This window comes from Pseudomonas sp. ATCC PTA-122608 (assembly GCF_001952855.1).
Classification (GTDB): Bacteria; Pseudomonadota; Gammaproteobacteria; order Pseudomonadales; family Pseudomonadaceae; genus Aquipseudomonas.
Genome location: NZ_LPNO01000015.1, coordinates 23618 through 46025 on the forward strand (window position 1 = coordinate 23618; position 22408 = coordinate 46025).

General features: G+C 63.3%; 26 protein-coding genes. 9 read left to right on the forward strand and 17 right to left on the reverse strand.

The window, feature by feature from the left end; all coding sequences use genetic code 11:
- The first annotated feature begins 1 nt into the window (after position 1).
- Genes gspF through gspM form a run of 8 tightly spaced genes read left to right on the forward strand, consistent with a single transcriptional unit; the run spans position 2 to position 5455 of the window.
- Positions 2-1207: a type II secretion system inner membrane protein GspF gene (gene gspF, locus AU074_RS15590; protein WP_076015455.1), complete on the forward strand. Its 1206-nt coding sequence runs from the start codon at positions 2-4 to the stop codon at positions 1205-1207.
- Complete coding sequence (gene gspG / locus AU074_RS15595) at positions 1208-1666, forward strand: type II secretion system major pseudopilin GspG (RefSeq protein WP_076015456.1); 459 nt, start codon at positions 1208-1210, stop codon at positions 1664-1666. It abuts the gene before it with no gap.
- Between the two features lie 4 nt (positions 1667-1670).
- Positions 1671-2138 carry a type II secretion system minor pseudopilin GspH gene (gene gspH / locus AU074_RS15600; RefSeq protein WP_076015457.1) on the forward strand — a complete coding sequence of 156 codons (468 nt, stop codon included), beginning with the start codon at positions 1671-1673 and terminating at the stop codon, positions 2136-2138.
- On the forward strand, positions 2131-2523 hold the full coding sequence (gene gspI / locus AU074_RS15605; protein ID WP_143503589.1) for a type II secretion system minor pseudopilin GspI: 393 nt from the start codon (positions 2131-2133) through the stop codon (positions 2521-2523). The genes gspH and gspI overlap by 8 nt, the downstream gene beginning before the upstream one ends.
- The gene (locus tag AU074_RS15610; protein ID WP_076015458.1) at positions 2516-3064 is read left to right on the forward strand and encodes a type II secretion system protein GspJ; all 549 of its coding nucleotides are present in this window, start codon (positions 2516-2518) and stop codon (positions 3062-3064) included. The genes gspI and AU074_RS15610 overlap by 8 nt, the downstream gene beginning before the upstream one ends.
- Positions 3061-3909 carry a type II secretion system protein GspK gene (locus tag AU074_RS15615; RefSeq protein WP_076015459.1) on the forward strand — a complete coding sequence of 283 codons (849 nt, stop codon included), beginning with the start codon at positions 3061-3063 and terminating at the stop codon, positions 3907-3909. The genes AU074_RS15610 and AU074_RS15615 overlap by 4 nt, the downstream gene beginning before the upstream one ends.
- The gene (gene gspL / locus AU074_RS15620) at positions 3909-5009 is read left to right on the forward strand and encodes a type II secretion system protein GspL (protein WP_076015460.1); all 1101 of its coding nucleotides are present in this window, start codon (positions 3909-3911) and stop codon (positions 5007-5009) included. Before AU074_RS15615 ends, gspL begins: the two co-directional genes overlap by 1 nt.
- Complete coding sequence (gspM, locus tag AU074_RS15625; RefSeq protein WP_076015461.1) at positions 5006-5455, forward strand: type II secretion system protein GspM; 450 nt, start codon at positions 5006-5008, stop codon at positions 5453-5455. Before gspL ends, gspM begins: the two co-directional genes overlap by 4 nt.
- Here the strand turns inward: gspM and AU074_RS15630 are convergent.
- On the reverse strand, positions 5452-6663 hold the full coding sequence (locus AU074_RS15630; protein ID WP_371916628.1) for an MFS transporter: 1212 nt from the start codon (positions 6661-6663) through the stop codon (positions 5452-5454). The genes gspM and AU074_RS15630 overlap by 4 nt on opposite strands.
- Before the next feature lie 181 nt (positions 6664-6844).
- Between AU074_RS15630 and AU074_RS15635 the strand changes: the two genes are divergently transcribed.
- On the forward strand, positions 6845-7738 hold the full coding sequence (locus tag AU074_RS15635) for a LysR family transcriptional regulator (protein ID WP_076015463.1): 894 nt from the start codon (positions 6845-6847) through the stop codon (positions 7736-7738).
- A 160-nt stretch (positions 7739-7898) separates the two neighbouring features.
- On the opposite strand, the gene AU074_RS15640 is transcribed toward AU074_RS15635, so the two are convergent.
- The 16 genes from AU074_RS15640 to AU074_RS15715 form a co-directional block, all read right to left on the reverse strand.
- Entirely contained in the window at positions 7899-8348 is a 450-nt protein-coding gene (locus tag AU074_RS15640) for a hypothetical protein (protein WP_076015464.1), read from the reverse strand.
- Between the two features lie 26 nt (positions 8349-8374).
- The gene (locus AU074_RS15645) at positions 8375-9601 is read right to left on the reverse strand and encodes a beta-ketoacyl-ACP synthase (protein ID WP_076015465.1); all 1227 of its coding nucleotides are present in this window, start codon (positions 9599-9601) and stop codon (positions 8375-8377) included.
- Positions 9601-10329: a 3-oxoacyl-ACP reductase FabG gene (fabG, locus tag AU074_RS15650; protein ID WP_076015466.1), complete on the reverse strand. Its 729-nt coding sequence runs from the start codon at positions 10327-10329 to the stop codon at positions 9601-9603. Before fabG ends, AU074_RS15645 begins: the two co-directional genes overlap by 1 nt.
- The gene (locus AU074_RS15655) at positions 10326-10787 is read right to left on the reverse strand and encodes a hotdog family protein (RefSeq protein WP_076015467.1); all 462 of its coding nucleotides are present in this window, start codon (positions 10785-10787) and stop codon (positions 10326-10328) included. Before AU074_RS15655 ends, fabG begins: the two co-directional genes overlap by 4 nt.
- Positions 10784-11950 carry a beta-ketoacyl-[acyl-carrier-protein] synthase family protein gene (locus AU074_RS15660; protein WP_076015468.1) on the reverse strand — a complete coding sequence of 389 codons (1167 nt, stop codon included), beginning with the start codon at positions 11948-11950 and terminating at the stop codon, positions 10784-10786. The genes AU074_RS15655 and AU074_RS15660 overlap by 4 nt, the downstream gene beginning before the upstream one ends.
- On the reverse strand, positions 11947-12429 hold the full coding sequence (locus AU074_RS15665) for a hypothetical protein (RefSeq protein WP_076015469.1): 483 nt from the start codon (positions 12427-12429) through the stop codon (positions 11947-11949). Before AU074_RS15665 ends, AU074_RS15660 begins: the two co-directional genes overlap by 4 nt.
- Positions 12426-13160, reverse strand: a complete 735-nt coding sequence (locus AU074_RS15670; RefSeq protein ID WP_003209370.1) for a class I SAM-dependent methyltransferase — start codon at positions 13158-13160, stop codon at positions 12426-12428. Before AU074_RS15670 ends, AU074_RS15665 begins: the two co-directional genes overlap by 4 nt.
- Positions 13157-15475 (reverse strand): MMPL family transporter, encoded by a 2319-nt coding sequence (locus AU074_RS15675; protein ID WP_076015470.1) that lies wholly within the window; start codon positions 15473-15475, stop codon positions 13157-13159. The genes AU074_RS15670 and AU074_RS15675 overlap by 4 nt, the downstream gene beginning before the upstream one ends.
- Positions 15465-16160 carry an outer membrane lipoprotein carrier protein LolA gene (locus AU074_RS15680; protein ID WP_076015471.1) on the reverse strand — a complete coding sequence of 232 codons (696 nt, stop codon included), beginning with the start codon at positions 16158-16160 and terminating at the stop codon, positions 15465-15467. Before AU074_RS15680 ends, AU074_RS15675 begins: the two co-directional genes overlap by 11 nt.
- Positions 16157-16582, reverse strand: coding sequence for a thioesterase family protein (locus AU074_RS15685; protein ID WP_076015472.1), 426 nt, complete (start codon positions 16580-16582; stop codon positions 16157-16159). Before AU074_RS15685 ends, AU074_RS15680 begins: the two co-directional genes overlap by 4 nt.
- On the reverse strand, positions 16575-18116 hold the full coding sequence (hutH, locus tag AU074_RS15690; protein ID WP_076015473.1) for a histidine ammonia-lyase: 1542 nt from the start codon (positions 18114-18116) through the stop codon (positions 16575-16577). The genes AU074_RS15685 and hutH overlap by 8 nt, the downstream gene beginning before the upstream one ends.
- A complete protein-coding gene (locus AU074_RS15695; RefSeq protein WP_076015474.1) occupies positions 18100-19035 on the reverse strand; it encodes a glycosyl transferase in 936 nt (311 codons plus the stop codon). The genes hutH and AU074_RS15695 overlap by 17 nt, the downstream gene beginning before the upstream one ends.
- Positions 19032-19766 (reverse strand): glycosyltransferase family 2 protein, encoded by a 735-nt coding sequence (locus AU074_RS15700; protein WP_076015475.1) that lies wholly within the window; start codon positions 19764-19766, stop codon positions 19032-19034. The genes AU074_RS15695 and AU074_RS15700 overlap by 4 nt, the downstream gene beginning before the upstream one ends.
- 170 nt (positions 19767-19936) lie before the next feature.
- Positions 19937-21607 (reverse strand): acyl-CoA synthetase family protein, encoded by a 1671-nt coding sequence (locus AU074_RS15705; RefSeq protein ID WP_076015476.1) that lies wholly within the window; start codon positions 21605-21607, stop codon positions 19937-19939.
- Complete coding sequence (locus AU074_RS15710) at positions 21604-22149, reverse strand: hypothetical protein (protein ID WP_076015477.1); 546 nt, start codon at positions 22147-22149, stop codon at positions 21604-21606. The genes AU074_RS15705 and AU074_RS15710 overlap by 4 nt, the downstream gene beginning before the upstream one ends.
- Positions 22146-22400, reverse strand: a complete 255-nt coding sequence (locus AU074_RS15715; RefSeq protein WP_003209389.1) for an acyl carrier protein — start codon at positions 22398-22400, stop codon at positions 22146-22148. Before AU074_RS15715 ends, AU074_RS15710 begins: the two co-directional genes overlap by 4 nt.
- Positions 22401-22408 lie beyond the last annotated feature (8 nt).

The window sequence follows — 22408 nt, forward strand, 5'->3', positions numbered from 1 at the left end:
CATGCCCACTTATGACTACCGCGCCCAAGACCGCCATGGCCGCCGGTGCAAGGGCCAGCAAGAGGCCGACAGCCTGCGTCACGCCAGGCAACTGTTGCGCGAGCGTGGCTTGTTACCGAGCCAAGTGCAAGTGACGGCCGAGCGCAGCGCTCAGGGGCAGGGCCGCAGGGCCGGTTTGAGTGCCGGTGAGCTGGCATTGCTGACTTTGCAGTTGTCGACGTTGGTTCAGGCAGGGTTGCCCCTTGAGGAAGCGCTGGAAGCCGTCGCGCAACAAAGCCAGAAACGTCGCATCACCAGCCTGCTCTCACAGGTTCGCGGGCGTGTGATGGAAGGGCAGTCGCTGGCGGCCGCACTCGGCACTTTTCCGCGAGCATTTCCGGAATTGTTCCAGGCCACTGTGGCGGCTGGTGAGCGCTCGGGCCACTTGGGCCAAGTGCTTGAGCAATTGGCCGCGTACACCGAAGCACGCCAGGCGTCGCGCCAGCGGATTCAGCTGGCACTGGTCTACCCGGCGTTGCTGATGTTTGCCTGCGTGGTGATTGTCGGTTTCCTGCTGGGTTACGTGGTGCCGGACGTGGTGAAAATCTTCGTCGACAGTGGGCAGCCACTGCCGGTGCTGACACAGGTAATGATCGCGCTGAGTCATGGCTTGCGAGCCTATGGCCTGGTCCTGTTGCTGATGGTGCTCGGGGCCGTCGCGTTGCTGCACTGGAGCCTTCGCCAGTCGCGTTGGCGCTGGCATTGGCACCGCCTGGCGTTGCGCGTCCCGCTGTTGGGGGGCGTGTTTCGCGCCATGGAAGCGGCGCGGTTCGCGAGCACCCTGGCGATCCTCGGCAAAAGCGCCGTGCCTTTGGTGGACGCCTTGGAAATTGCCGCTGCCGTGATTGGCAACGTGACCATTCGCGCACGCATGAGGGAGGTCGCGCGTTCTGTGCGCGAAGGCGGGACCCTGACCCGTGGCCTGGAAGCCGGTGGGGATATTCCTCCGCTGATGCTGCACATGATCGCCAGTGGCGAGCGCGCCGGCGAGCTGGACGCGATGTTGGCGCGCGCTGCCGAGCAACAGGAAAAAAGCCTCGCTGCGCGGATCGCGCTGGTGGTGAGTTTGTTCGAACCGGCGATGCTGGTGGTCATGGGCGGCGTGGTGTTGCTGATTGTCATGGCCATTCTTTTGCCGATCCTTAGCCTTAATCAATTGGTGAACTGAGTGCGCAAATCCGCTCCTGCAAAAAGGCCCAATGGCCAACGTGGTTTCACGCTGATCGAGATCATGGTGGTCGTAGTGATCATCGGCGTGCTGGGGGCGATTGTCGTCCCGCAATTCATGAGTCGGCCGGACCAGGCCAAGGTCACGGCAGCCAGGACCGACATCCAGGCGATCGCCACCAGCCTGGAGATGTATCGCCTCGACAACACGCATTACCCCTCCACCTTGCAGGGCCTGGAGGCGCTGAGCAAACGCCCGGCGGGAACCCCGACGGCGAAAAACTGGAACCCTCAGGGCTACCTGAAAAGTGTGCCGGTGGACCCGTGGGGCACACCGTATCAATACCTGAACCCCGGCGTACGCTCCGGCAATGGGGGTTACGACCTCTATTCCCTGGGCTCCGATGGCGTGCCCGGGGGCGAAGGCCATGCCGGCGATATCGGCAACTGGGCGGAGTAAGGGCGTGCCCAGGCGTTGTCGTGGATTTACCTTGCTGGAGCTGATGGTGGTGATTGCGCTGACCGGCATCGTGCTCGGTGCCGTGGGGCTGGCGGCTGGGCAAAGTCCGGGGCGACAGGCCCGGCAAGAGGCTGGCCAGTTGCTGCAACTGATGCATCAATTGCGCGAGCAGGCGGTGATGGAAGGGCGTGAATACGGTGTGCGCCTGTCGGGGGCCGAGTATCAGGTGTTCCGGCTTGAGTCACTGGGCTGGCGGCCCGCCGGGTCAGCGCATTCGTTGCCCAATGGTTTGCGGATGCGCCTGGAGCAGGAAGGCCAGCGCCTGAGTCTCGACGGGGCCATTGCGGCGCCACAGTTGCTCATGCTCAGCAGCGATGAAGTCAGCCAGTTTGTGCTGTCGTTCGTGTCCGTAGAGCAGTCCTGGTTGAGCCTTGTCAGTGACGGTGTCGGGGAGTTGTTGATCGATGGCTAAAAAACGCCGCGCGCGTAATCGCCCGCTGAAGAACCGGGGTTTTACCTTGCTGGAAGTCATGATCGCCCTGGTTATTTTCGCCACGCTGGCTGGCGCGGTGATGGCGGCCAGCCAATACGCGTTGCGCCAGAACGCCAGGCTGCAAGAGCAGGTGCAGTGTGCGTGGGTGGCTGACAATCAGCTGAGTGAACTGCGGTTGCTGCCCGCATCGCCTGGGCGGCAGCAACTGCTGCGACATTTCGACCGACGTGACTGGGTTATCGAGCAGACCATCACCCCCGCCGCCGACCCGCGCATGCTCCAGGTCGATATCAGCGTCAGCCGCAGTGACGGTGAACAGCCGGTCTATCACACCACTGGCTGGGTAACGGCCCGGGATGAATAAGCAGTCCGGATTCACCTTGCTGGAATTGGTCATCGCCCTGGCCATCTTCGCCTTGTTGGGGCTCGCCAGCTGGCGCCTGTTTGACACGGTGGTGCGTGTGCAGCGCAGCACGGCAGGCCATGAACAGGACCTGCGCAGACTGCAACGAGCGGTCGGGGTGATCGAGCGGGATGCGCTGCAAGTGGACTCATCGGTCATCGTGCTTAGCCCCACGGTGCTGCAACTGGTGCGCACCCACTGGCGCAACCCGCAAGACCTGCCGCGCAGTGAGCGTCAGCAAGTGTCCTACCGGGTGGACAACCGAGTGCTGTGGCGTGAAAGCCGTGGCCTGGAATCGCCGACGATGGTGCGGCAGAAGTTGCTCGACGATGTCGGCTTCTTGAGCTGGCGCTTGTATGGCGGTGAACACGGCTGGAGCAGCGTCTGGCCGGTCGGCAAGGGCGCAGCCAATACACCGCCGCAGGCGCTTGAAGTCGTGCTGTCTGCCGGGAGCTTCCAGCAGATTCGACGGGTCGTGCCGTTGCCGCAGGTTCGGCCATGAAAGACCGCCAGCGCGGGGTCGCACTGCTCAGTGTGTTGTTGATCATGAGCTTGGCGCTGCTGCTGACGGCAGGCATGCTGCGCAGCCATTATGTGATGCTGCAAAGCAGCGCCCGGCAGGTGCATCAAATGCAGCTGCGCCAGTTGGCGTTGTCGGCAGAAGCCTGGGCCCTGTTGGCGCTCAAGGAGGTCGGTAACGATGAGCAACAGGTGGTGCACCTGGCGCAGGCGTGGGCGCGGCTCGCCTGGCCTTTTGACGCGGACGGTGCGCACATCGGCATTCAGGTCGAAGACTTGTCGGGACGCTTCAATCTCAATGTGCTGTTGGCTGACGGGCAGGTTGATCAGGTCACCCGACAGCGCTGGTCCCGGTTGTTGGCGTCCCAGGGTCTGGAACCATTGCCGTTGGCGGGCTCAGGCCCGTTGCGCGAGCTCAGCCAGTTACGGCTGCTGCCGGGCATCGACGGTGAAACGTTGCGGCGTCTGGAACCTTGGGTTGCCGTGTTGCCGAGAGAGGCCAGCTTGAACATCAACACCGCCACCGCGCCGGTACTGGCGATGCTTGAAGGTGTGTCGTTGCCGGTGGCGCAAGCGTTGGTCAGCCAACGGCCTGCTAATGGTTATGCCAGCGTCCAGGCATTCATGCGTGACCCTTTGATTGCCGGTCTCGAACTGAGCGGCCATGGGCTTGGTGTCAGCAGTCGCTGGTTTCGGATCAACGTTGACGTCAGCCTTGGCACCAGCCGCCTGCGCCTGGCCAGTGAGGTTGAACGCGATCGTAAGTCCCGGCGTCTGCAGGTGGTGCAGCGGCGTTTCCTTCCTCCTCTCTTGAGTGCATTTCCGTGATGAAAACCTGGCTCCATTTGAGCGCCGATGGCCTGGCTGCACCGTCGGCCCAATGGCCCTGTTGTGTTTGGCGGGCGCCTGGCGACAGCCAGGACTTGCTGCTGGGTGAGGCTGCCCAATTGCTGGCGGGACAGGCGATTCATCTGCTGCTGCCGATGGAAATGTGCAGCGGCTTTCGCAGCGAAAAATGGCCCTCAAGGCGTCGGCCGAGTCCACAGGCGATTGCCTTCGCCATCGAGGACCAATTGGCCGAGGACCTGGATGCCTTGCATGTCTGTGCAGGGGTTCGCGACCGGCAGGGATGTTACTCGGTGTTGGTCACGCACAAGGAACGCTTCAAGGTATTGCTGCAACTGTTGGCGACGCTGGGAATCAAGGTGAGCAGTGTGCAGGTGGATGCCGACCTGCTGCCCGCTGACAACCCGGGCGCCGTGGAGTGGTTCGGGCGCCGAGTGCTGGGCGGCGAGACGCGCTTGGCGATGCCTGCCTCGGCCTTGAAGGCCGTTGAGGCACTGTTGGGCGAGCCACTGCGATGGCTGGATGAGTCGGCCAGTCAGGCCGTTATCGAGCACGCCTTATGGGCGCGCAAGAGCCCGCCGATTGATTTGCTGCAAGGCGAGTTTCGCCAGGGCAAGCGTGCCTGGCCATGGTCGATTTTTGCCATCGCGGCAGGTGTGCTGCTCATGCTGGATTGGGGCTTCAAGGAAGTCCGTATTCAATATCTCGAAGGGCAAGCGCAGCAGCTTTACCGGCAAAGCGTAGAGCGATTCCAGGCGTTGTATCCGCAACAGACTCGAATCGTCGACCTTGCCGCGCAACTCAAGGCAATACAGGGCCAGGGTGTCAGCCACGCACCGACACCGCTGTCGCGCCTGGTCAGCCTGACTGAACAGGTAATTGGCGGCGGCGATGTCGACGTGCAGCGCCTGGAGTTTCGGGCCAGTGACGGCTGGAAAATCCAGCTGACGGCCAGCAGTTTCAGCGAGTTGGAGCAGTTGCGCGAGCGTGGCCAGCAGAGCGGGATGCCGGTACGTATCGGCAATGCGAGCAAAGAGGGGCGTCGGGTGCAGGCGGTGCTGATGCTGGAGGAGTCGCTATGAACATCAGGATCCAGTCAGCGCTCAACACCTGGCAGGCGATACCAGCGCGCGACCGATTTTTACTCAAGGGTTTGGCGGTGTTTTTATCGACGGCGCTGGCCTACCAGCTCCTTTGGCAGCCCGCGCATCAGCGGCTGGCCAACGCCGAGCGCCACTACCAGCAGCAACTGACCCTGGTGCGCCAGGTGCAAAGCGCCCAACCGCAACAGGCCCAGACGATGACCGCGCAACCTCTGTCTTCAAGGGTCAGTGCCAGCGCAGCGGCGGCGGGCCTGGACTTGCAGCAGATCGAGTTTGAAGACGAACAGCTGCGCCTGACCATCAGCGGCGAGGCGCAAACGCTGTTGATGTGGCTGGCAAACCTGGAACGGGAGGCCGGCACCTTGCAGATGCTGACCCTGGAAAAGCGCGGCAGCTTGCTGGAGGCGCGGTTGGTGATGCTCTAGCCTTTGGCCAACGGCGGCAATTTCGCAAGTTTCAACGCCACCAGCAACGCGACGATCAGCAGCGCAACGATAAACCCGCCAATCCCGTTCCACCCGGCGTAGTGCCAGAAGAAACCACCCGCCGTCCCCGCAATACTCGACCCGACGTAATAACTGAACAGGTACAGCGACGACGCCTGGCCCTTGGCTTTGAGTGCGCGGCGGCCGATCCAGCTGCTGGCCACCGAGTGGGCACCAAAGAAGCCGAAGGTGAAGATCAGCATGCCGGGCACTACCAGCCACAGCGGGGTAAACAGCGTCAGGGCGATGCCGCCGAGCATCAGCACGATGGTTGCCCACAGTACGCGACGGCGGCCCAGGCGGTCGGCCAGGGAGCCGATTTTCGCCGAGCTGTAGATACCGGAGAGGTACACCAGCGACAGCAGGCCTACCACGGCCTGGCTCAGCTCGTAGGGCGAGGCCAGCAGGCGATAGCCGATGTAGTTGAACATCGTCACAAAGGCACCCATCAGCACGAAAGCTTCGAGGAACAGCCACGGCAGGCCGGCGTCCTTGAAGTGCATCGTGAAACCATCGAGCAAGCTGCGCGGGTTCAGGCGGCTTGCGCGGAAATTGCGCGACGGCGGCAGGATTTTCCAGAACACCGTGGCCGCGATCAGCGCCAGGGCGCCGATGATCAGCATCGCCGTGTGCCAGCTGACGAAATCGATCAGTACGCCAATGATCAAGCGCCCACTCATGCCACCGATGGCGTTACCGCCGATGTACAGGCCCATGGCCAGGCCGATGTGTTGCGGGTGGATCTCTTCGCTCAGGTAGGTCATGGCCACCGCAGCCAGCCCGCTGAGGGACAGGCCCACCAGTGCGCGCATCAGCAGGATGCCTTCCCAGCTCGGCATCAGGCCGCTGGCGATGGTGGCCAGCGCGGCGCAGAACAGCGCGGCAACCATGACCGGCTTTCGCCCAAAGGTGTCGGAAATCGGCCCGGTGATCAGCAGGCCAATGGCGAGCATGCCGGTGGCTACCGAGAGGATCAGGCTGCTTTGTGCGGCATTGATGGAAAATTCGTGGGACAGCGCCGGCATCATCGGCTGTACGCAGTAGAGCAGGGCAAAGGTGGCAAAACCGCCGGAAAACAGCGCCAGCACCGTGCGCATGAACATCGGGGTGCCTTTTTCGATGTACTGCTCGTTGAGCTGTGCCACCACTTCATCGAGGGCGGTGGGCGGTACTTCTTGAGCAAGCGGAGCGACAGCAGATTTCACGCGGGACCTCGGGGAGGAAAGACTGCCAGGGCTGACAATGCAAAAAAGAATATAGCTCGCTAATGATTCTTTCCAATATATTGTTCGACCTGTTTAAGAGCTTTTACGACCTAATGAGGTTTTCATGGAATTGCGCCACCTGCGTTACTTCATCGCCGTGGCTGAAGAGCTGCACTTTGGCCGCGCCGCGCAGGTGCTGGGCATCTCCCAGCCGCCGCTGAGCCAGCAGATCCAGGCGCTGGAGCAGGAGATTGGGGCGCGGTTGTTCGAGCGTACCAATCGTCGGGTCGAGCTGAGTGAGGCGGGCCGGTTGTTCCTGCAAGAGGCGCGTCTGGTGCTGGCGCAGGTGGATAAAGCGGCGGACGTGGCGCGTCGGGCGCAGTTAGGTGAACTGGGGGAGTTGAAGATTGGCTTCACCTCTTCCGCGCCGTTCAACTCCAGCATCCCACAGGCGATCTTTGCCTTTCGCCAGGCGTTCCCGGCGGTGCATTTGAATTTGCAGGAGATGAGCAGTACGGAAGTGGCCGAGTCGCTGGTGGATGAGTCGATACAGGTGGGGCTGATGCGGCCGTTGCCGTTGCCTGATTCCCTGAGTGTCGTGGAACTGATGCGCGAGCCCTTGGTGGCCGTGCTGAACGCCGGGCATCCGTTGGTGGAGGGCAGTGAGCGTGGTTTGCACCTGGCGCAATTGGCTGAAGAGCCGTTTGTATTTTTCCCGCGGACTTACGGCAGTGGCTTGTACGCCCAATTGCTGAACCTGGCGCGTGATGCCGGCTTCAGCCCGCACTTCGCCCAGGAGGCCGGGGAGGCGATGACCATTATTGGCCTGGTTGCAGCGGGGTTGGGTGTCTCGGTGTTGCCTGCGTCGTATCAGCGGATACGCATTGATGGCGTGGTGTATCGCACGCTGTTGGACCAGGAAGCGGTGACGGCGGTGTGGCTGGTGCAGCGTAAGGGCCAGCAAACGCCGATGGCCAAGGCGTTTGTCGAGTTGCTGACCCGTAAAGCGTTGGTATGACCGACGTATAACCTGTGGCGAGGGAGCTTGCTCCCGCTGGGCTGCGCAGCAGCCCCAAAACCCGACGACTGAGTTTTACCAGACAACCCTCAATAGCAGGTTTTAGGGGCGCTTCGCGCCCCAACGGGAGCAAGCTCCCTCGCCACAGGGAGCGGGTGTTTCAGTTCTGCTTCGAAGTCCCGGTCTGCTGAAACAACTGCGCCGCCGACCCGTTGTCACTCACACCATTGGTGCGCAACGCCGCCAGGATGTCCCGGTCCAGCATGCTCACCCAACGGTTGTAGTTTCGGTGGATCTTGCCGTCCTTGTAGCCCAGGTCGCGGCTGTCGCGGTAGGTGATGGCGTAGCTGGTGGCGGTGTAGCGGATGTCGATTTCAGCGTGGAATTTGTTGCGCACGTTGATCTCGGCCTGCACCAGCCGCGGGCTCAGGCGCTGTACGACCCATTCGCGTTTGTTCAAGGCCGCGATAATGGTCTGCTTCATTTTTTCTTCGTTGACCTGCGGGTTCGCCGGCAAGTCGTGCTGGGTGTTGAGCACCGGTTTATTGGTGCAGCCAGCGGTGGTGAGCAGGGCCAAAGCGACCAGTGTTGCGCGTAGCAGGGAAGACATTCCATTTCTCCAGTCAGTAAAAAAACTCACGCCCAGCGGCGGAAAATCAGCGAAGTGTTGACGCCGCCAAAGGCAAAATTGTTGTTCATCACGTAGTCGTTGTGCAGCTCGCGGAACTCGCCTTGCAGGTAGTCCAGTTCGCCGCAGCGCGGATCGACTTCGTCGAGGTTGAAGGTGTGCACGTATTGGTTGCGGTTCATCATTTCGATGCTGAACCACGACTCCAATGCGCCGCATGCGCCCAGGGTGTGGCCGAGGAAACTCTTCTGCGAACTGATGGGCATGCGGCTGCCGAACAGGCTGCTGGTGGCCAGGGTTTCGGCGATGTCGCCCTGGTCGGTAGCGGTGCCATGGCCGTTCACATAGCCGATGGCGTCGGGCGCAAGCCCCGCATCTTCCAGGGCCAGCTCCATGGCGCGGCGCATGGTGGCCTGTTCCGGGCGTGTGGTGTGCTGGCCGTCGGCGTTGCTGCCAAAACCGACGATTTCGGCGTGGATGTGTGCGCCACGGGCCAGTGCGTGTTCCAGTTCTTCGAGCACCAGGATGCCGCCGCCTTCGCCGATCACCAGGCCGTCGCGGCCACTGTCGTAGGGGCGCGGGCTGGTTTGCGGCGCATCGTTTTTCAGGCTGGTGGCGTACAGCGCATCAAACACCATGGCTTCGGTCGGGCACAGCTCTTCAGCGCCACCCGCCAACATCAGCGGCAGGCGGCCGAACTTGATGGCCTCATAGGCGTAGCCGATGCCCTGGCTGCCGCTGGTGCAGGCGCTGGACGTCGGGATCAGTCGGCCGGTGAGGCCGAAGAAGATGCTGATATTCGCCGCCGTGGTATGGGGCATCATGCGCACGTAGGAGTTGGCATTCAGCCCCTCGGCCACCGAGTTCAGCAGCATATTGCCGAAGGCCTTGATCTCGTCGGTGCTACCAGTAGACGAGCCGCAGGCAACGCCCATGCGCCCGTCCTTGATCGACTCGTCGCCCAGCAAGCCGGCGTCTTTCAGCGCCTGTTCTGCTGCCCACACCGCCAGGCGCGAAACCCGGCCCATGCTGCGCAGTTGCTTGCGGGTCCAGTGGGCGGGCACCACGAAATCATCGATCGGCCCGGCCAGCCGCGTGTTCAGTTCGGTGAAGCGCTCCCACTCGTCCATGCGCCGAATGCCGCTGCGGTTGGCGCGGAAGTTGGCGGCGATGGTTGCCCAATCGCTGCCCAGGGACGTAACGCCGGCCATGCCGGTGACCACCACGCGTTTCATCAGCACAGGCCTCCATTCACGGCCAGCACTTGGCGGGTGATGTAGCCGGCTTCCGCCGACATCAGGAAATTCACCGCCCCGGCGACTTCCTCCGGAGTGCCCATGCGTTGGGCCGGGATCATTTTCATCAATTCTTCCACCGGTACGTTTTCATCGAGCATCGCGGTGTCGATCAGCCCGGGAGCCACGCAGTTGACGGTGATCTTGCGCTTGCCCAACTCAATGGCCAGGGCCTTGGCGGCGCCGATCAAACCGGCCTTGGACGCGCTGTAGTTGACCTGGCCACGGTTGCCGATCAACCCGGACACTGACGTGATGCACACGATCCGCCCAGCGGCGCGGCGCCGAATCATCGGCATCATCACCGGGTGCAGCACGTTGTAGAACCCGTCTAGGTTGGTGCGCATCACTACGTCCCAGTCGTCTTCCGACAGCGCTGGAAACGCGCCATCGCGAGTCAGCCCGGCATTGAGCACCACGCCGTAATAGGCGCCATGTGCTTCCACGTCGGCTTCCAGAATCTCTTTGCAACTGGCGCGATCCGCCACATCGAATTGCAACACCCGGGCCTTGCGCCCCAGGGCTTCGATTTCGACCTGCACCGCATCCGCCTCGGCGCGCCCGCTGCGGCAATGCAGCACGATGTCGTGCCCGGCCTGGGCCAGGCGCAATGCGATAGCGCGGCCGATGCCACGGCTGGAGCCGGTAACCAGTACGGATTCAGTCATGGCGTTGTGTCCTTCGATTCATCTAAATAGTTGGCCGCCTGGGGCGGTCGAAATACGTTCAAGCGTGCACTCGCTTGGATACCGTCGCCGGTGAGGTGGCATTCGAACACACCCATGCCGTTGTCGTCTTCCAGGGAACGGAGGCCGTGGATGGTCAGCTCGGCGCCTGCGGGAAAGTGCTCGACGTTGCACTCGAATTTGCGCGTGCCCAGCAGGAAGCCCAACTCCACGGCTTCACCCTTCTGGCGTGCGCGACAACCGGCGTAGGCCGCGACGCTTTGCGCCATCAACTCAATGCCGACCCACGCGGGCAGGCTGCCGTCGGCGCGGTTGAAAAGCCCGCCGGGCTTGACCGTCAGGCGAGTCTGAATCTGTTCTTCATCAAAGCTCAGGACCTGATCGATCAGGATCATGTCACCGGCGTGGGGCAGCAGTTCGGCGAGCGGCCAATGGGTCATGGGGCGTCTCCGATAATCAGGCTGACGTTGTTGCCGCCGAAAGCAAACGAGTTGCTCATCAGGCAGCGTTTTTCCAGGGTATCGCCGGGCGACGCCCACTTCAGTACGGGCAGGTCGGGGTCAGCCTGGCCGTCCCAGACATGGGGCGGCACCACGCCTTCCGCCAGGCTCAGCCAGCAGAACGCCGCTTCCAGCGCGCCGGCGGCGCCCAGGGTGTGGCCGGTCATGGGTTTGGTCGACGAGCAGGCTACGCCGCCCGGGAACAGGGCCGCGACCGCCAGGCTTTCCATGGCGTCATTGTGTTGCGTGGCGGTGCCGTGCAGGTTCAGGTAACCGATCTGCCCGGGCACCAGTTGTGCGCTGGCCAGGGCCTTGCGCATCGCCTGCAACGCACCCTTGCCGGTGGGCTCGGGTGCAGAAATATGGTGGGCATCGCAACTGGCGCCACTGCCCAGCAGCGCGACCGGCGCCGGAGTTTTGCTCATCAGGAACAGCACCGCAGCTTCACCGATGTTGATGCCGTTGCGGTTCGCCGAGAACGGATTGCAGCGCTGTGCCGACACGGCTTCCAGGGACGAAAAACCATTGAGGGTCAGCTTGCACAGGGTGTCGACGCCACCGCAAATCACCGCATCGCACACGCCCAGGTCCAACAGGCGTTGGGCACTCATCAGTGCCCGTGCGCTGGAGGTGCAGGCGGTGGAAATCACGTAGGCCGGGCCGCTCAGTTGCAGCCAGTCGGCGAGGAAATTGGCCGGGGCGCCGAGTTCCTGTTGCAGGTAGTCGTAGTCGCCGGGGAAGTTTTTTTCCCGCAGGTAGTGGGCGATGCCACGACTGGCTTCATCAATGCCCGAGGTGCTGGTGCCGAGCACGATGCCAATGCGCGACGCACCGAACGTCTGGATCGCTTGCCGGATCTCGTCGTCAATCTGCAACGCCGCTTCCAGCAACAGCTGATTATTACGGCTGTGGTGGGATTCCAGCCCGGGCGGTATCGCCGCGAGTTCACCGTGCACGCCCGCCACCGGCAACACACGCTCCGGCACCCAGCCGCTTTCGGCGCGCATGCCGGAACAGTCGCCGGCAAACAGGTTGCGGCTGACTTCGCGCTTGTCGCGGCCCAGGGCGCAGATCACGCCGAGGGCATTGAGGTAGGCGGTCATCGGGTGGCCTCAAGCGGCGAGATGCGGTAGGTCAACGGTTGCCCGATCACGTCCACGCGAAACACCAGGGAGGAGTGGTAGGTGATCTTCCAGTGGGACGGCAGGGTACGGATCAGGTCCATTTCCTGGGTGCCGGGGTACAGCTTGGAGACTTCATCCGCCGAGGTGAGGGCGAACAACAGCGCGGCAAACAATTCACGCGCCTGGGGATTGGGCGGCAGCAGACCGTCGGCTTGCCACGCACCGTTGATCAACCTCTGGCGGGCCTGGGGAATGCCCAGCGGGTCCATCATCGACCAGCGAATCCCGCCGCCTTCGCGTTGCATCACCAGCAGCCAGTCCTGGCGCTGGCCATCCTGTTCGCGCTGCACATGCAGTTGCAACGGCAGGCTCAGCACCGGGTTTTTCGACGGCAGCGGCGGCTGGCTGGCGCAGGCGCTCAGCAGCAACAGGCAGCCGATCAACAGCATTCGGATCATGTTTCAGCGCTCGCCAGAGGTTTGCGGGCAACCACGTTGACCAGGGTTTCTTCGCGCTGGCCGGCCGGTTTTGGCTGGCGCAGGCCCCAGCGCTCAAGCAGGCCGAAATCAGTGGCGCGGCTCCACCACAGGTACGGGTATGAAACGTTCTGCGGGCCGAATTCAAAGCCCTGCTCGCGAATCATCTCAAGGTACTCTTCTGCGCTTTTCTGCACATGCATCGGGTGACGGAACAGCCAGCGAATTACCCAGGTGTCGATATAGGCCTCGGTGGATTCGGCAAACAGCAGATAGCCGCCCGGCTTGAGCACGCGGTAGAACTCTTTCAGGGCGCGATGTTGTTCTACCAGGTGATGGAAAGTCTGGTGACAGAACAGCACATCGACACTGGCGTCGGCCACGTCGAGGGTCGCGCAATCGCTGCCGATCAACTCGATGGCGATACCTTGGCGCGCGGCTTCGGCGCGGCTCAGGTCGAGGCTGTGGGGGTCAGCGTCCAGGCCGATCAAGCGTTCGGGGGCGAACACCTGCTGCAAGTACTGGAACGACTTGCCCTGGCCACAGCCAGCGTCCAGCAGCACCGGGGCAACCGGCAGCGGGTCGCTGAACAGGCTGCGCAGGTCGTTGATTGCCACGCGCAGCACGTGGTGCTGCCAGGTGTGGCTGCGCAGGAACCAGAAGCCGAATTTGGTTTCTTCGACGTAGTTCTTGCTGAGGTATTGGCTGCTCATCGTTTCTTCCTTGTCCCGGACGGGGCGGCCCACGGTGCCAGCATGAAGCTGAATGCCAGCCCCAAGCTTACCGATAGCCCAAAATTACTCACCGCCGGCGTGCTGGAAATGGCCAGCAGGCCGAACGATAGCCAAGTAGTCACGGCCGCCAACAGTGTGCCCAACAGGCTCACCGCGGCGCCGCCAATTTGTTCACGCATCAGGATCGCGTAGTCGACGCTGATCGCGGTCACCAGCAGCAGGCCGAACAGGCTGAACAACGTCAGCGGCTGCCCCAGCCAACCGAGGCTGGCCAGGCTGCACAGCGCCGCCAGCAGCGGCAGGGCGACGATGCGCAGGGCACCGCCGAAGCCGAACGGAAGGATCAGCAACAGTACGATCAACACGCACGACATCAACTTCAATTCGGCGGCGCTGATTTGCGTCGCGGCAAACACCTGGTTCAAGTCGCCCAGGCGATCCACCAGCTGCACGCCGGGTAAATCCAGCGCCTGTACCCGCAGCAAGGCCGGGTTGTTCAAACCTTGCAGGCTCACCATCGCTGCCACGCCACCGTCGACATTCCCCAGCCACAGTGTGCGCCACGGCTCAGCCAGCGGGCCGACCAGCGCGGCATCGATGTCTTCGGTGGGCAGTGCCTGCAACTGGGCCAGCTCGGCTTGCAGTGCGGCGGCGGGCACGCCGAGGTCCAGCAATGGCTGCCAGTACTGCGGCAGTTGGTTCAGGGCTTCACGCAGTTGCTGTTGCTCGGCCGGCGCGCTGACCAACTGGTTGAGCGCCAGGTAACCCTGGAGCTTGTCCATGTTCACTAACTGATCCAGACGCTGACTCAGCGCGGCCTGGCGCTCCAGCAATTGCGGCTGGTTGTCCGCCCGCACCAGGAAGAACTGGCTGGTGGGCTGGAACCCGGTAATCCGCGCGACGGCCTGGGCTTCCTGCAGCAACTGCGGCGGTGCACCGATCCATTGGCGGATATCGTTTTTGCTGTTCAGGTGCCACAGCCCACCGGCGCAAAACACCAATACCAGTACCAATAACACCGGACTCGGCAGGCGCTTGAGCAGCGACTCGCGCACGCTCAGCAGGAACTCGGCAATGCGCAGTGGCCATTGGGCCGGGCGCAGTTCGACGCCCTTGAGCAAGGCCGGCAGCAGGCATACGGCGGACAGATAGGCGCCCACCAGGCCGGCGGCAGAGAACACCGCGATTTGCGTCAGCGCCGGGAACGGCGTCCACGCCAGAGCCAGGTAGCCGATGCAACTGGTGGCCAGGCTCAGACTCAGGCCCGGCAAGGTCAGGCGCAAGGCCGGCCAGCTGCGCCAAGGGCTCATGCTCCAGCTCTTGGACAGGTAATGCAGCGGGTAATCCACCGCCACGCCGATCAGGCTCGAGCCCAACACCAACGTGATCACATGCATATGCCCGAACAGCGCCACACAGGCCACCGCACCAAACAACATGCCCACCAGCACCGGCACAAACGCCAACAGCACACGCCAGCGGCGGAACGCCAACAGCAGCAATAACAGGATCCCGGCAGTCGCGCCGCCGCCGACCCAGGTGATTTCCCGCGTCGCCTGTTGCTGACCGTTGGCCGCGTACAGCAGGCCGCTGGCGGCGAGTAATTGCGCGCCTTGCTGGTCGGCCTGCTCGCGGCTGTCCTTGAGTAATTCAGCCACTTGCAGCGGCAGTTTCATGTCGAAGGCATTGCCCGTGGTGCGCGCCCGCAGCAGCACCCAGCTTTTGCCGTCGGCGTCGGCGATCAACGCGCCGCTGCCGATATCCAGCTGCACCGATCCGTGCTGCGGCTGGCTGTTCTGGATACGCCCGGTGAGGCCCAGCCAATCGTCCTGGCTCGGCACCAGGCTGAAGCCGGTGAACGGGTCGAACAGCGCCTGAACCCGCTGCTGAATAAACGCCTGGGGCTCGTCGATCAGTTGCTCGCGATCCTTGGCCGAGAGCATCGCGAGCCGGCCTTGCAGCAACTGCTGACGCAGGGCCGGCAGGTCGGCTTGCAGGTTCCACTGGACCTTCTCAAACAGGCCGCTGGCTTGCCAGGCTTCGCCCAATTGCGTCGCCATGGCCACGGCTTTTTGCCGATCGGCATGCCCCACCAGCACCAGCATTTCGCGGTTTAGTGGTTCCTGCATGCGTTGTTCGGCACGCAGCTCCAGCGCATCGGGTGCAGTGCCGGGCACCAGCTCCATCAGGTTCGCCGACAGCGGCGCGCCATGGCGCCATTGCCAACCCGCCAGGGCCACTACGGCCACCAGCATGATCAGGAAGAGGCGCGGCAACCAGCGTTCACTCGGCAAAGTCGTGTTGCTCCGCGTCGCTCAAGGGTTGGCTGCTGGTGCTGTCCTGCATGCGCAGTACGGTGCTGTCGCCCTGGGTTTCCAGCAGTTCGATTTTTTGCACCCGCTCGCCGCCGTCGATATTGATCTGGGTGAACACCTGCTTGAGCAGCAGAGAGCGCGGGATCAACGTGAGTTTCCACTGGGTGGCTTCGCCTTGCAGTTGCAGTTCGAAGTCACGCTGCAAGCCGCTGCTGTCGCCCTGCAATACCGCGAGGAACAAACGATTCTGTTCGGCTCCGGTGCTCTTGTTCGGCAGCAACTGCCAGCCGTTAGCATCACGCCGGGCGATGCCGGTGGCGCTGATGCGGTAGTCCTGTTGCAGCGGGGTTTTCAGCAGCCAAAGCAAGCCGTGGTCCTTGGCCAGGACGAAGGTGCCCTTGCTGGTCAGCGGCTGCGGCAGGGCGCGCAGGTGTTTTTCCTGGATGAAGTTGCCGTGGATCACCGTTGGCTTTGCAAGCTGATCGCTGAGTTGTTGCAGGTCGAAAGCCTGGGCCAGGCCTGGAATGCCTAAAAACAGCATCAACGCGACCCTTGTAGGAGCGAGCTTGCTCGCGAAGAACCAGAGGGCGCCGCGGGGTGTCAGGCGGCCTGCGTTATCGTTGACGTTTTTCGCGAGCAAGCTCGCTCCTACAGGGAAGGTCATTGCAGGGCCCTCTCGACTGCATCCACAAACACCTTTGGCGATGCCAACTGCATTTCGCGACTGGCAATTTCCACCGCCACTTGCACGGTGCTGGCGCGGGTCAGGCGTTCGCCCGTGGCCTTGTCGCTGATCAGGTAATTGACCTTCAAACGGTTCTCCCACTCCACCAGGCTGGCGCGCACGTTAATGGTCTGGCCGAAGGTCGCACCGCGCACATAGCGCAGTTGCATGTCGATCACCGGCCAGGCGTAGCCCGCTTCCAGCATCGCCGTGTAGTTGTGGCCGAGCTTGTCCAGCAAGGCGCAGCGGGCGACTTCCAGGTACTTCACGTAGTGCCCGTGCCACACCACGTTCATGGTGTCGATGTCGAAAAACGGCACGAGGATTTCAGTGTCGCAGTGCAGCACGCCGGGGCTACGCATGCAGCCTCCAGTGTTGCTCGGCGATGCGCTTCAGGCACAGGCGCAGTTCGCCCTCCAGGGCGCGGTCTTCGATGACCGGCGGGAAGTCTTTGGCCAACTCGATATGCATGGCGGCCAGCGCCGGGGGCAGCGGGCGCGCGTCTTCAACCTGGGCCCGCAGCCATACGCCCTGGTTGGCGGCGAGCAAGGTGGCGGCAGCGACTTGTTCGGTCAGTTCCAGCACACGAATCGCATCGCGGGCGGCGATGGTGCCCATGCTCACCTTGTCCTGGTTGTGGCACTCGGTGGAGCGCGAGAACACGCTGGCCGGCATGGTGTTTTTCAGGGCTTCGGCGGTCCAGGCGCTGGTGCCGATCTGCACGGCCTTGAAGCCATGGTTGATCATCGCCCGCTCGGCTGGCGCGCCCGACAGATTGCTCGGCAGCCCGTGGTTGTAGCGCACGTCCACCAGCAGCGCGAGCTGGCGGTCCAGCAGGTCGGCGACGTTGGCCACCAGGGTCTTGAGACTGTCCATGGCGAACGCGATGTGGCCGCCGTAGAAGTGGCCACCGTGCAGCACGCGTTCTTCTTCCGCGTCGATGATCGGGTTGTCGTTGGCGCTGTTGAGTTCGATCTCGATGAACGAACGCAGCCAGTTCAGACTGTCGGCCAACACGCCCAAGACGTGGGGCGCGCAGCGCAGGGAGTAACGGTCTTGCAGGCGATGCAGCGGCGCAGTCGGTGCGTCGATGGCCAAATCCTTGCGCAACCAGGCGGCGACCTGCATCTGCCCCGGGTGCGGCTTGGCGGCAAACAGGCGCTCGTCGAAATGCTCAGGATTGCCTTGCAGCGCCACCACGTTCAGCGCGGTGATGCGCGTGGCCAGTTGCAGCAGGTAGTCGGCGCGGGCGAAGGCCAGGCAGGCGAGGCCGGTCATCACGGCGGTGCCGTTCATCAGGGCCAGGGCTTCTTTCGGGCGCAGAACCAGCGGGGCCCAACCCAGCTCGCGATGCACGTCGGCGGCCTGGCGACGTTCGCCACGGAACATCACTTCGCGCTCGCCAGACAGGGTTGCAGCCACATAGGACAGCGGCGTCAAATCACCGCTGGCGCCCACCGAGCCTTCTTCCGGAATCAGCGGCAGTACGTCGAATTCCAGGAACGCATGCAGGCGCTCCAGCAACTCCACGCGTACCCCGGAAACGCCATGGCACAGCGACTGCAACCGCGCCGCCAGCACCGCGCGGGTGGCTTGCGCGTCCAGTAACTTGCCGAGGCCGCAGCCGTGGAACGTGTAGAGGTGACGCGGCAGCGCTTCGACGTGCTCCAGCGGCACCGCCACCACGCACGAGTCGCCGTAGCCGGTGGTGACGCCGTAGATCACGCCTTCCTTGTCCAGCAACGAATCGAGGAACTGCGCGCCCTTGGCGATACGCTGGCGGTACTTGGCATCAGCTTGCAGTCGAGTCGGCGCCTGACGGTTGGCCAGGGCCAGAACGTCTTCGATGCGCAAAGGGAGTTCGCCGAAGGTTACCGGCTCAAGATGCGTCGTCATCGGTCTTCCAGAAAGGGTAAAAGTTGAACCATTGTTGGGGCGCTTCCAGGCAGAACTGGCCCAGGCGCTCGGCGTAGCGGGCGGTCCATTGTGCGATCACCTGCTGGCGATCGCTGCGTTTCCATTCGATCAACTGGGCGAACGGCTCGATGATCAGGCGATAACGGCCTTGATGCTTCAAGCACATCAGCAGGTTGACCGGGCATTTCAGCAGGCCGGCCAGCAGCCATGGGCCTTGTGGAAAGGCGGCGTCATGGCCGAGAAAATCCACGCGCACCGTACGCCCGCCATGCAGCGGTACGCGGTCGCCGGCAATCGCCAGCCACTCGCCGTCGTCGAGGCGCTGGCTGAGCATCATCATCACCGCCGGGTCGAGTTCGCTGACCTGAATCAGGCGCAAATTGGTCGCCCCGGCTTCGCCCAATATGCGGTTGAAGCGTTCGGCGTGCTTGGTGTGTACCAGCACGTTCATCGTGACCTTTTCGCCCAGCTCAGCGAGGGCGCGGCACACTTCAAGGTTGCCCAGGTGCGCGCCGACCAGCATCTGCCCGCGCTCGCTGCGCAGTTGGCCGCGCAGTTGAGCCGGGTCGATGATTTCGATCTGCTCCAGGCGCAACTTGCCATTCCATACGTCGAGCTTGTCCAGCAAGGCATCGGCGAACGCCATGAACTGTCCGAAGACTCTTCTGTGGGTGGGGCGCAGGTCGTCGCGCTGGGTCCAGTCGGCCAGGCGTTGCTGGTACTGCCAGGCGCTTTGGCGGGCCGTGCGGCCGAACAGGAAGAAGTACAGAACGATGCCATACAGCAGCGGGCTCAACAGCCGGCGCCCGAGGACCTTGGCGGCGAAGGCGGTGAATTTCATCAGCCAGAAGCTGCCGCGTTCTTCGCGGTCAGCCCAGTGCTTGGTGTCCTGGGTCATGCCTGCCACCGGCGCCAGAGGATCATCGGCGCGCGCACCAACATGCCGAAGAACAGCCGGGTGTGCATCGAGGAAATCAGCGCGTTGTCGTGGAACAGGCGAAAGTGCGACAGGCCGTCGGCGGGGTAGTGCACCTTGGTCGGCAGCCAGCGCATCGGCTGGTTGCGCCAGGCGAGGCGCACCAGGATGTCGGAGTCGAAATCCATGCGTTTGCCGATGTTGGCCGAGTCCATCAAGGCCAGGGTCGGTGGCAGTGGGTACACGCGAAAGCCGCACATGGAGTCGCGGATTTGCAGCGACAAGGTATTGATCCATACCCACACGTGGGTCAGGTAGCGCGCGTATAGGCGGCCCTTGGGTACGCTGTCGTCGTATTCCGGGTAGCCACAGATCACTGCATTCGGGTGGGCGCGGGAGGCATCGAGGAAGGTGCGGACTTCCCGCAGGTCGTGCTGGCCGTCGGCGTCCACTTGCAGGGCATGGGTGAAGCCCAGGCGCGCGGCTTCGCGAAAGCCGGCCATGACGGCCGCGCCTTTGCCCTGGTTGGTGGGCAGGGTCAGCAGGGACACGTTGTCGAGGGTTGCCAGTTGCGCCAGGACAGCGGCGCAGGCGTCGCTGCTGCCGTCGTCTACCAACAGGCATGGCAGGCCGCTGGCCAGCACGGTATGAACCACGGCGGGCACGGCGGCTTCGTGGTTGTAGACCGGGATCAGGGCGCAGGGCTTATGCATAACAGGCACCCCATTGGCAGAAGCGCTTTTTGTGGCGAGGGAGCTTGCTCCCGCTGGGCTGCGAAGCGGCCCCAATACAGGCGACACCGATTTGCCTGATAAACCACAGTGCCTGGGTTGGGAGTGCTGCGCACTCCAGCGGGAGCAAGCTCCCTCGCCACAACAGAAGCTTATTCACTCGCCAGCTCCAAAAGAATACGCCCACTGGAGCAGGCTGCCGCCTCATTGCGGTAAGCGAAGTACAACTTGCCGCGCTCCTGATCGAACCGTAGGTGCAGCTCGATCCGGTCATCCGGGCGCACCAGTTGCTGGAACTTCAGCACTTCCATCCCGGCAAATTGCCCCGGCAGGTTGAGCAGTTGCTGGCCCAGGTTCAGCGCCCAATCCACCTGCACCACGCCCGGCAGTACCGGGGTTTGCGGGAAGTGGCCGCTGAAGTAGGCGAGGTCCGGCGGGATCGCCAGTTGCAGGGTCCATTCACCGTTGGTTTCGACTTGTTCCAACACTTCCGGCGCTTTCGGCCGGGGCGCCAGCAGCAGGGCTTCGACGTCGGCCTGGGGCAGCTTGCCTTGGGTGTTCAGCGGCAATTGGCGCAGCAGGCGCCAGCGGCGGGGCAGGGCCAGGGCTTCGCAGTGTTGGCTCAAGTGCTGGCGCAAAGTTTGAGTGACGGTGCGCCGGCCTTGGTTGCGCAGGGCGTGCAAACCTTCAGCGCTGAGCACGACGAGAGCACCAAGGGAAGCACGGTTTTCCTGCACCACGCCCAGGCGCGTTTCGGCGACCCAGACATGGTTCATCAGCGCTTGTTCGAGCATTGGCAGGGAAATGCGTTTTTCTTCCAGCTTGACGATACGGTCCAGGCGGCCCAGCAATTCGAAGCGGCCGTCAGCGTGGATGTTGGCGGCGTCGGCGGTCTGTTCGACATGGCCGGCGGGCAGGTACGGCGAGGCAATGCGCAGCGCTCCGTCGGCGTCCTGGCTCAGGTGCACGTCGGCAAACGGCTGCCACGGTTGTTCGCCCTGGCGCCAGGCGATGCCACCGGTTTCCGAGCTGCCAAGGATTTCCGTCGGCCACTGTTGCAGGCGCTGATGCAGGCTGCCGGCGGCTTCAAGGGGCAGGGCGCCGCCGGAGGAGAACACCCGCTTGACCGGCGTGAGCGCCGGCCAGTCGAGGTTGTCGCCCATGCGCTTGAGCAACGCCGGGCTGGCGACCCAGGCGAACTGCGAATGCTCGCGGCTGGCGCGCTGCAAGTCCTCGGGGAATGCCAACTGCTGTCGCACAAAGGTACGCCCCGCACACAACGGCCACAGCACCCGGAACAACAAGCCATAGATATGCTGGGTGGCGACGCTGCCAATGATGCAGGCCTCGCCCAGGTCGGCGCCCCACAGGGTTTCCAGCGCCTGGACCTCGTTGGCCATCTGGCGCAGGGTTTTGTCGATGCGCTTGGGCTCGCCGCTGGAGCCGGAGGTGCACAGGCTCAGGCAACTGGCGTCCAGGTCCAGGGCCGCGGCGCTTAAGGGTGCTTGATACAGCGCGTCCAAGTCGCCGGCTTCGGTCAGCCAGGCATCGACGGCATCGTCCCAGCGTTGGCGCGTTTGTGGTTGCAGGTCGGCGGGCAACAACACGCTGACGCCGGCGCGCCACGCACCCAGCAGGGCGATCGCCAGCAAGCCGGCATCCTCAAGGTGCAGCGCCAGGCGCTGGATGCCCCGGGCTTGCAACCCGGCGGCCAGGCTCAGGGACTTCTCCCACAGTTGTGGGTGATCCAGGGCAGGTTCGGTGGTGACCAAACGCTGACCTACAGGCTCAAGCAGCAAGTGCTCAAGATTCAACCAATTCATACGCGGCCTCGAACCCTTTGTCGTACCAGCCATTCCACGGCAAACAACAGCCCCATCAGCCCGTAGGCGATCATGCCGTTGTACAACGTCCACCAGCTCAGCGGCGCCCACAGGGTGAGGGCGGCGGCGAGCAGGCCGTTACACAGAAAAAACACACTCCACACCACGGTGACCTTGCGCGTGTACACAACTGCTTTTTCGGGCAGTTGCGGCTCGGTCATGCGGGCCAGGCGCTCGACCATCGGCGGCCCGTATTTCAGGCTCAGGCCGAACAGCGCCAGCATGAACGCGCTGACCAGGCTCGGGTACCAGCGCAGCATCTGCGGGTTGTCGAACCAGGCGAGCAACAGGCAAAAGACGATGATCGCTGCCGCCATCCAGCGGCTGCCCGGGCGCCTGGCGCCGGTCAGGGCGCGCAACAGCCACAGGCTGCCCAGCAGCAGGCCAAATTGCCACGGGGCAAAGTGCTCCGTGCCGTAGTACACCGCAAAAGGGTACAGCAGCCCCGCCAGCAACAGGCCAAGGCCGATCAGCCGGCTCATGCGGCCGGTTGAACCAGACGGTACACCGCCTCAACCACGTCGTTCACGGTGCGCACGGCCTTGAACTCTTCGGCAGCGATTTTCTTGCCGGTCTGGCGCTTGATGTGGTCGATCAGGTCCACCGCATCAATGCTGTCGATTTCCAGGTCCTGGTACAGGTTGGCGTCAAGCGTGACGCGTTCAGGTTCCAGTTCAAACAGTTCCACCAGGGCGTCGCGCAAGGTGTTGAAAATATCGTCACGAGTTTGCATGGTACGGT

Coding starts and splice junctions, on each gene's coding strand:
- AU074_RS15710 (WP_076015477.1), bottom strand. CDS start 22,149: ATGAGCCGGCTGATCGGCCTTGGCCTGTTGCTGGCGGGGCTGCTGTAC.
- gspI (WP_143503589.1), top strand. CDS start 2,131: ATGGCTAAAAAACGCCGCGCGCGTAATCGCCCGCTGAAGAACCGGGGT.
- AU074_RS15680 (WP_076015471.1), bottom strand. CDS start 16,160: ATGACCTTCCCTGTAGGAGCGAGCTTGCTCGCGAAAAACGTCAACGAT.
- AU074_RS15610 (WP_076015458.1), top strand. CDS start 2,516: ATGAATAAGCAGTCCGGATTCACCTTGCTGGAATTGGTCATCGCCCTG.
- AU074_RS15700 (WP_076015475.1), bottom strand. CDS start 19,766: ATGCATAAGCCCTGCGCCCTGATCCCGGTCTACAACCACGAAGCCGCC.
- AU074_RS15685 (WP_076015472.1), bottom strand. CDS start 16,582: ATGCGTAGCCCCGGCGTGCTGCACTGCGACACTGAAATCCTCGTGCCG.
- AU074_RS15655 (WP_076015467.1), bottom strand. CDS start 10,787: ATGACCCATTGGCCGCTCGCCGAACTGCTGCCCCACGCCGGTGACATG.
- gspM (WP_076015461.1), top strand. CDS start 5,006: ATGAACATCAGGATCCAGTCAGCGCTCAACACCTGGCAGGCGATACCA.
- AU074_RS15645 (WP_076015465.1), bottom strand. CDS start 9,601: ATGAAACGCGTGGTGGTCACCGGCATGGCCGGCGTTACGTCCCTGGGC.
- gspL (WP_076015460.1), top strand. CDS start 3,909: ATGAAAACCTGGCTCCATTTGAGCGCCGATGGCCTGGCTGCACCGTCG.
- AU074_RS15695 (WP_076015474.1), bottom strand. CDS start 19,035: ATGACCCAGGACACCAAGCACTGGGCTGACCGCGAAGAACGCGGCAGC.
- AU074_RS15715 (WP_003209389.1), bottom strand. CDS start 22,400: ATGCAAACTCGTGACGATATTTTCAACACCTTGCGCGACGCCCTGGTG.
- AU074_RS15615 (WP_076015459.1), top strand. CDS start 3,061: ATGAAAGACCGCCAGCGCGGGGTCGCACTGCTCAGTGTGTTGTTGATC.
- AU074_RS15635 (WP_076015463.1), top strand. CDS start 6,845: ATGGAATTGCGCCACCTGCGTTACTTCATCGCCGTGGCTGAAGAGCTG.
- AU074_RS15660 (WP_076015468.1), bottom strand. CDS start 11,950: ATGACCGCCTACCTCAATGCCCTCGGCGTGATCTGCGCCCTGGGCCGC.
- AU074_RS15665 (WP_076015469.1), bottom strand. CDS start 12,429: ATGATCCGAATGCTGTTGATCGGCTGCCTGTTGCTGCTGAGCGCCTGC.
- AU074_RS15705 (WP_076015476.1), bottom strand. CDS start 21,607: ATGAATTGGTTGAATCTTGAGCACTTGCTGCTTGAGCCTGTAGGTCAG.
- fabG (WP_076015466.1), bottom strand. CDS start 10,329: ATGACTGAATCCGTACTGGTTACCGGCTCCAGCCGTGGCATCGGCCGC.
- hutH (WP_076015473.1), bottom strand. CDS start 18,116: ATGACGACGCATCTTGAGCCGGTAACCTTCGGCGAACTCCCTTTGCGC.
- AU074_RS15670 (WP_003209370.1), bottom strand. CDS start 13,160: ATGAGCAGCCAATACCTCAGCAAGAACTACGTCGAAGAAACCAAATTC.
- gspF (WP_076015455.1), top strand. CDS start 2: ATGCCCACTTATGACTACCGCGCCCAAGACCGCCATGGCCGCCGGTGC.
- AU074_RS15640 (WP_076015464.1), bottom strand. CDS start 8,348: ATGTCTTCCCTGCTACGCGCAACACTGGTCGCTTTGGCCCTGCTCACC.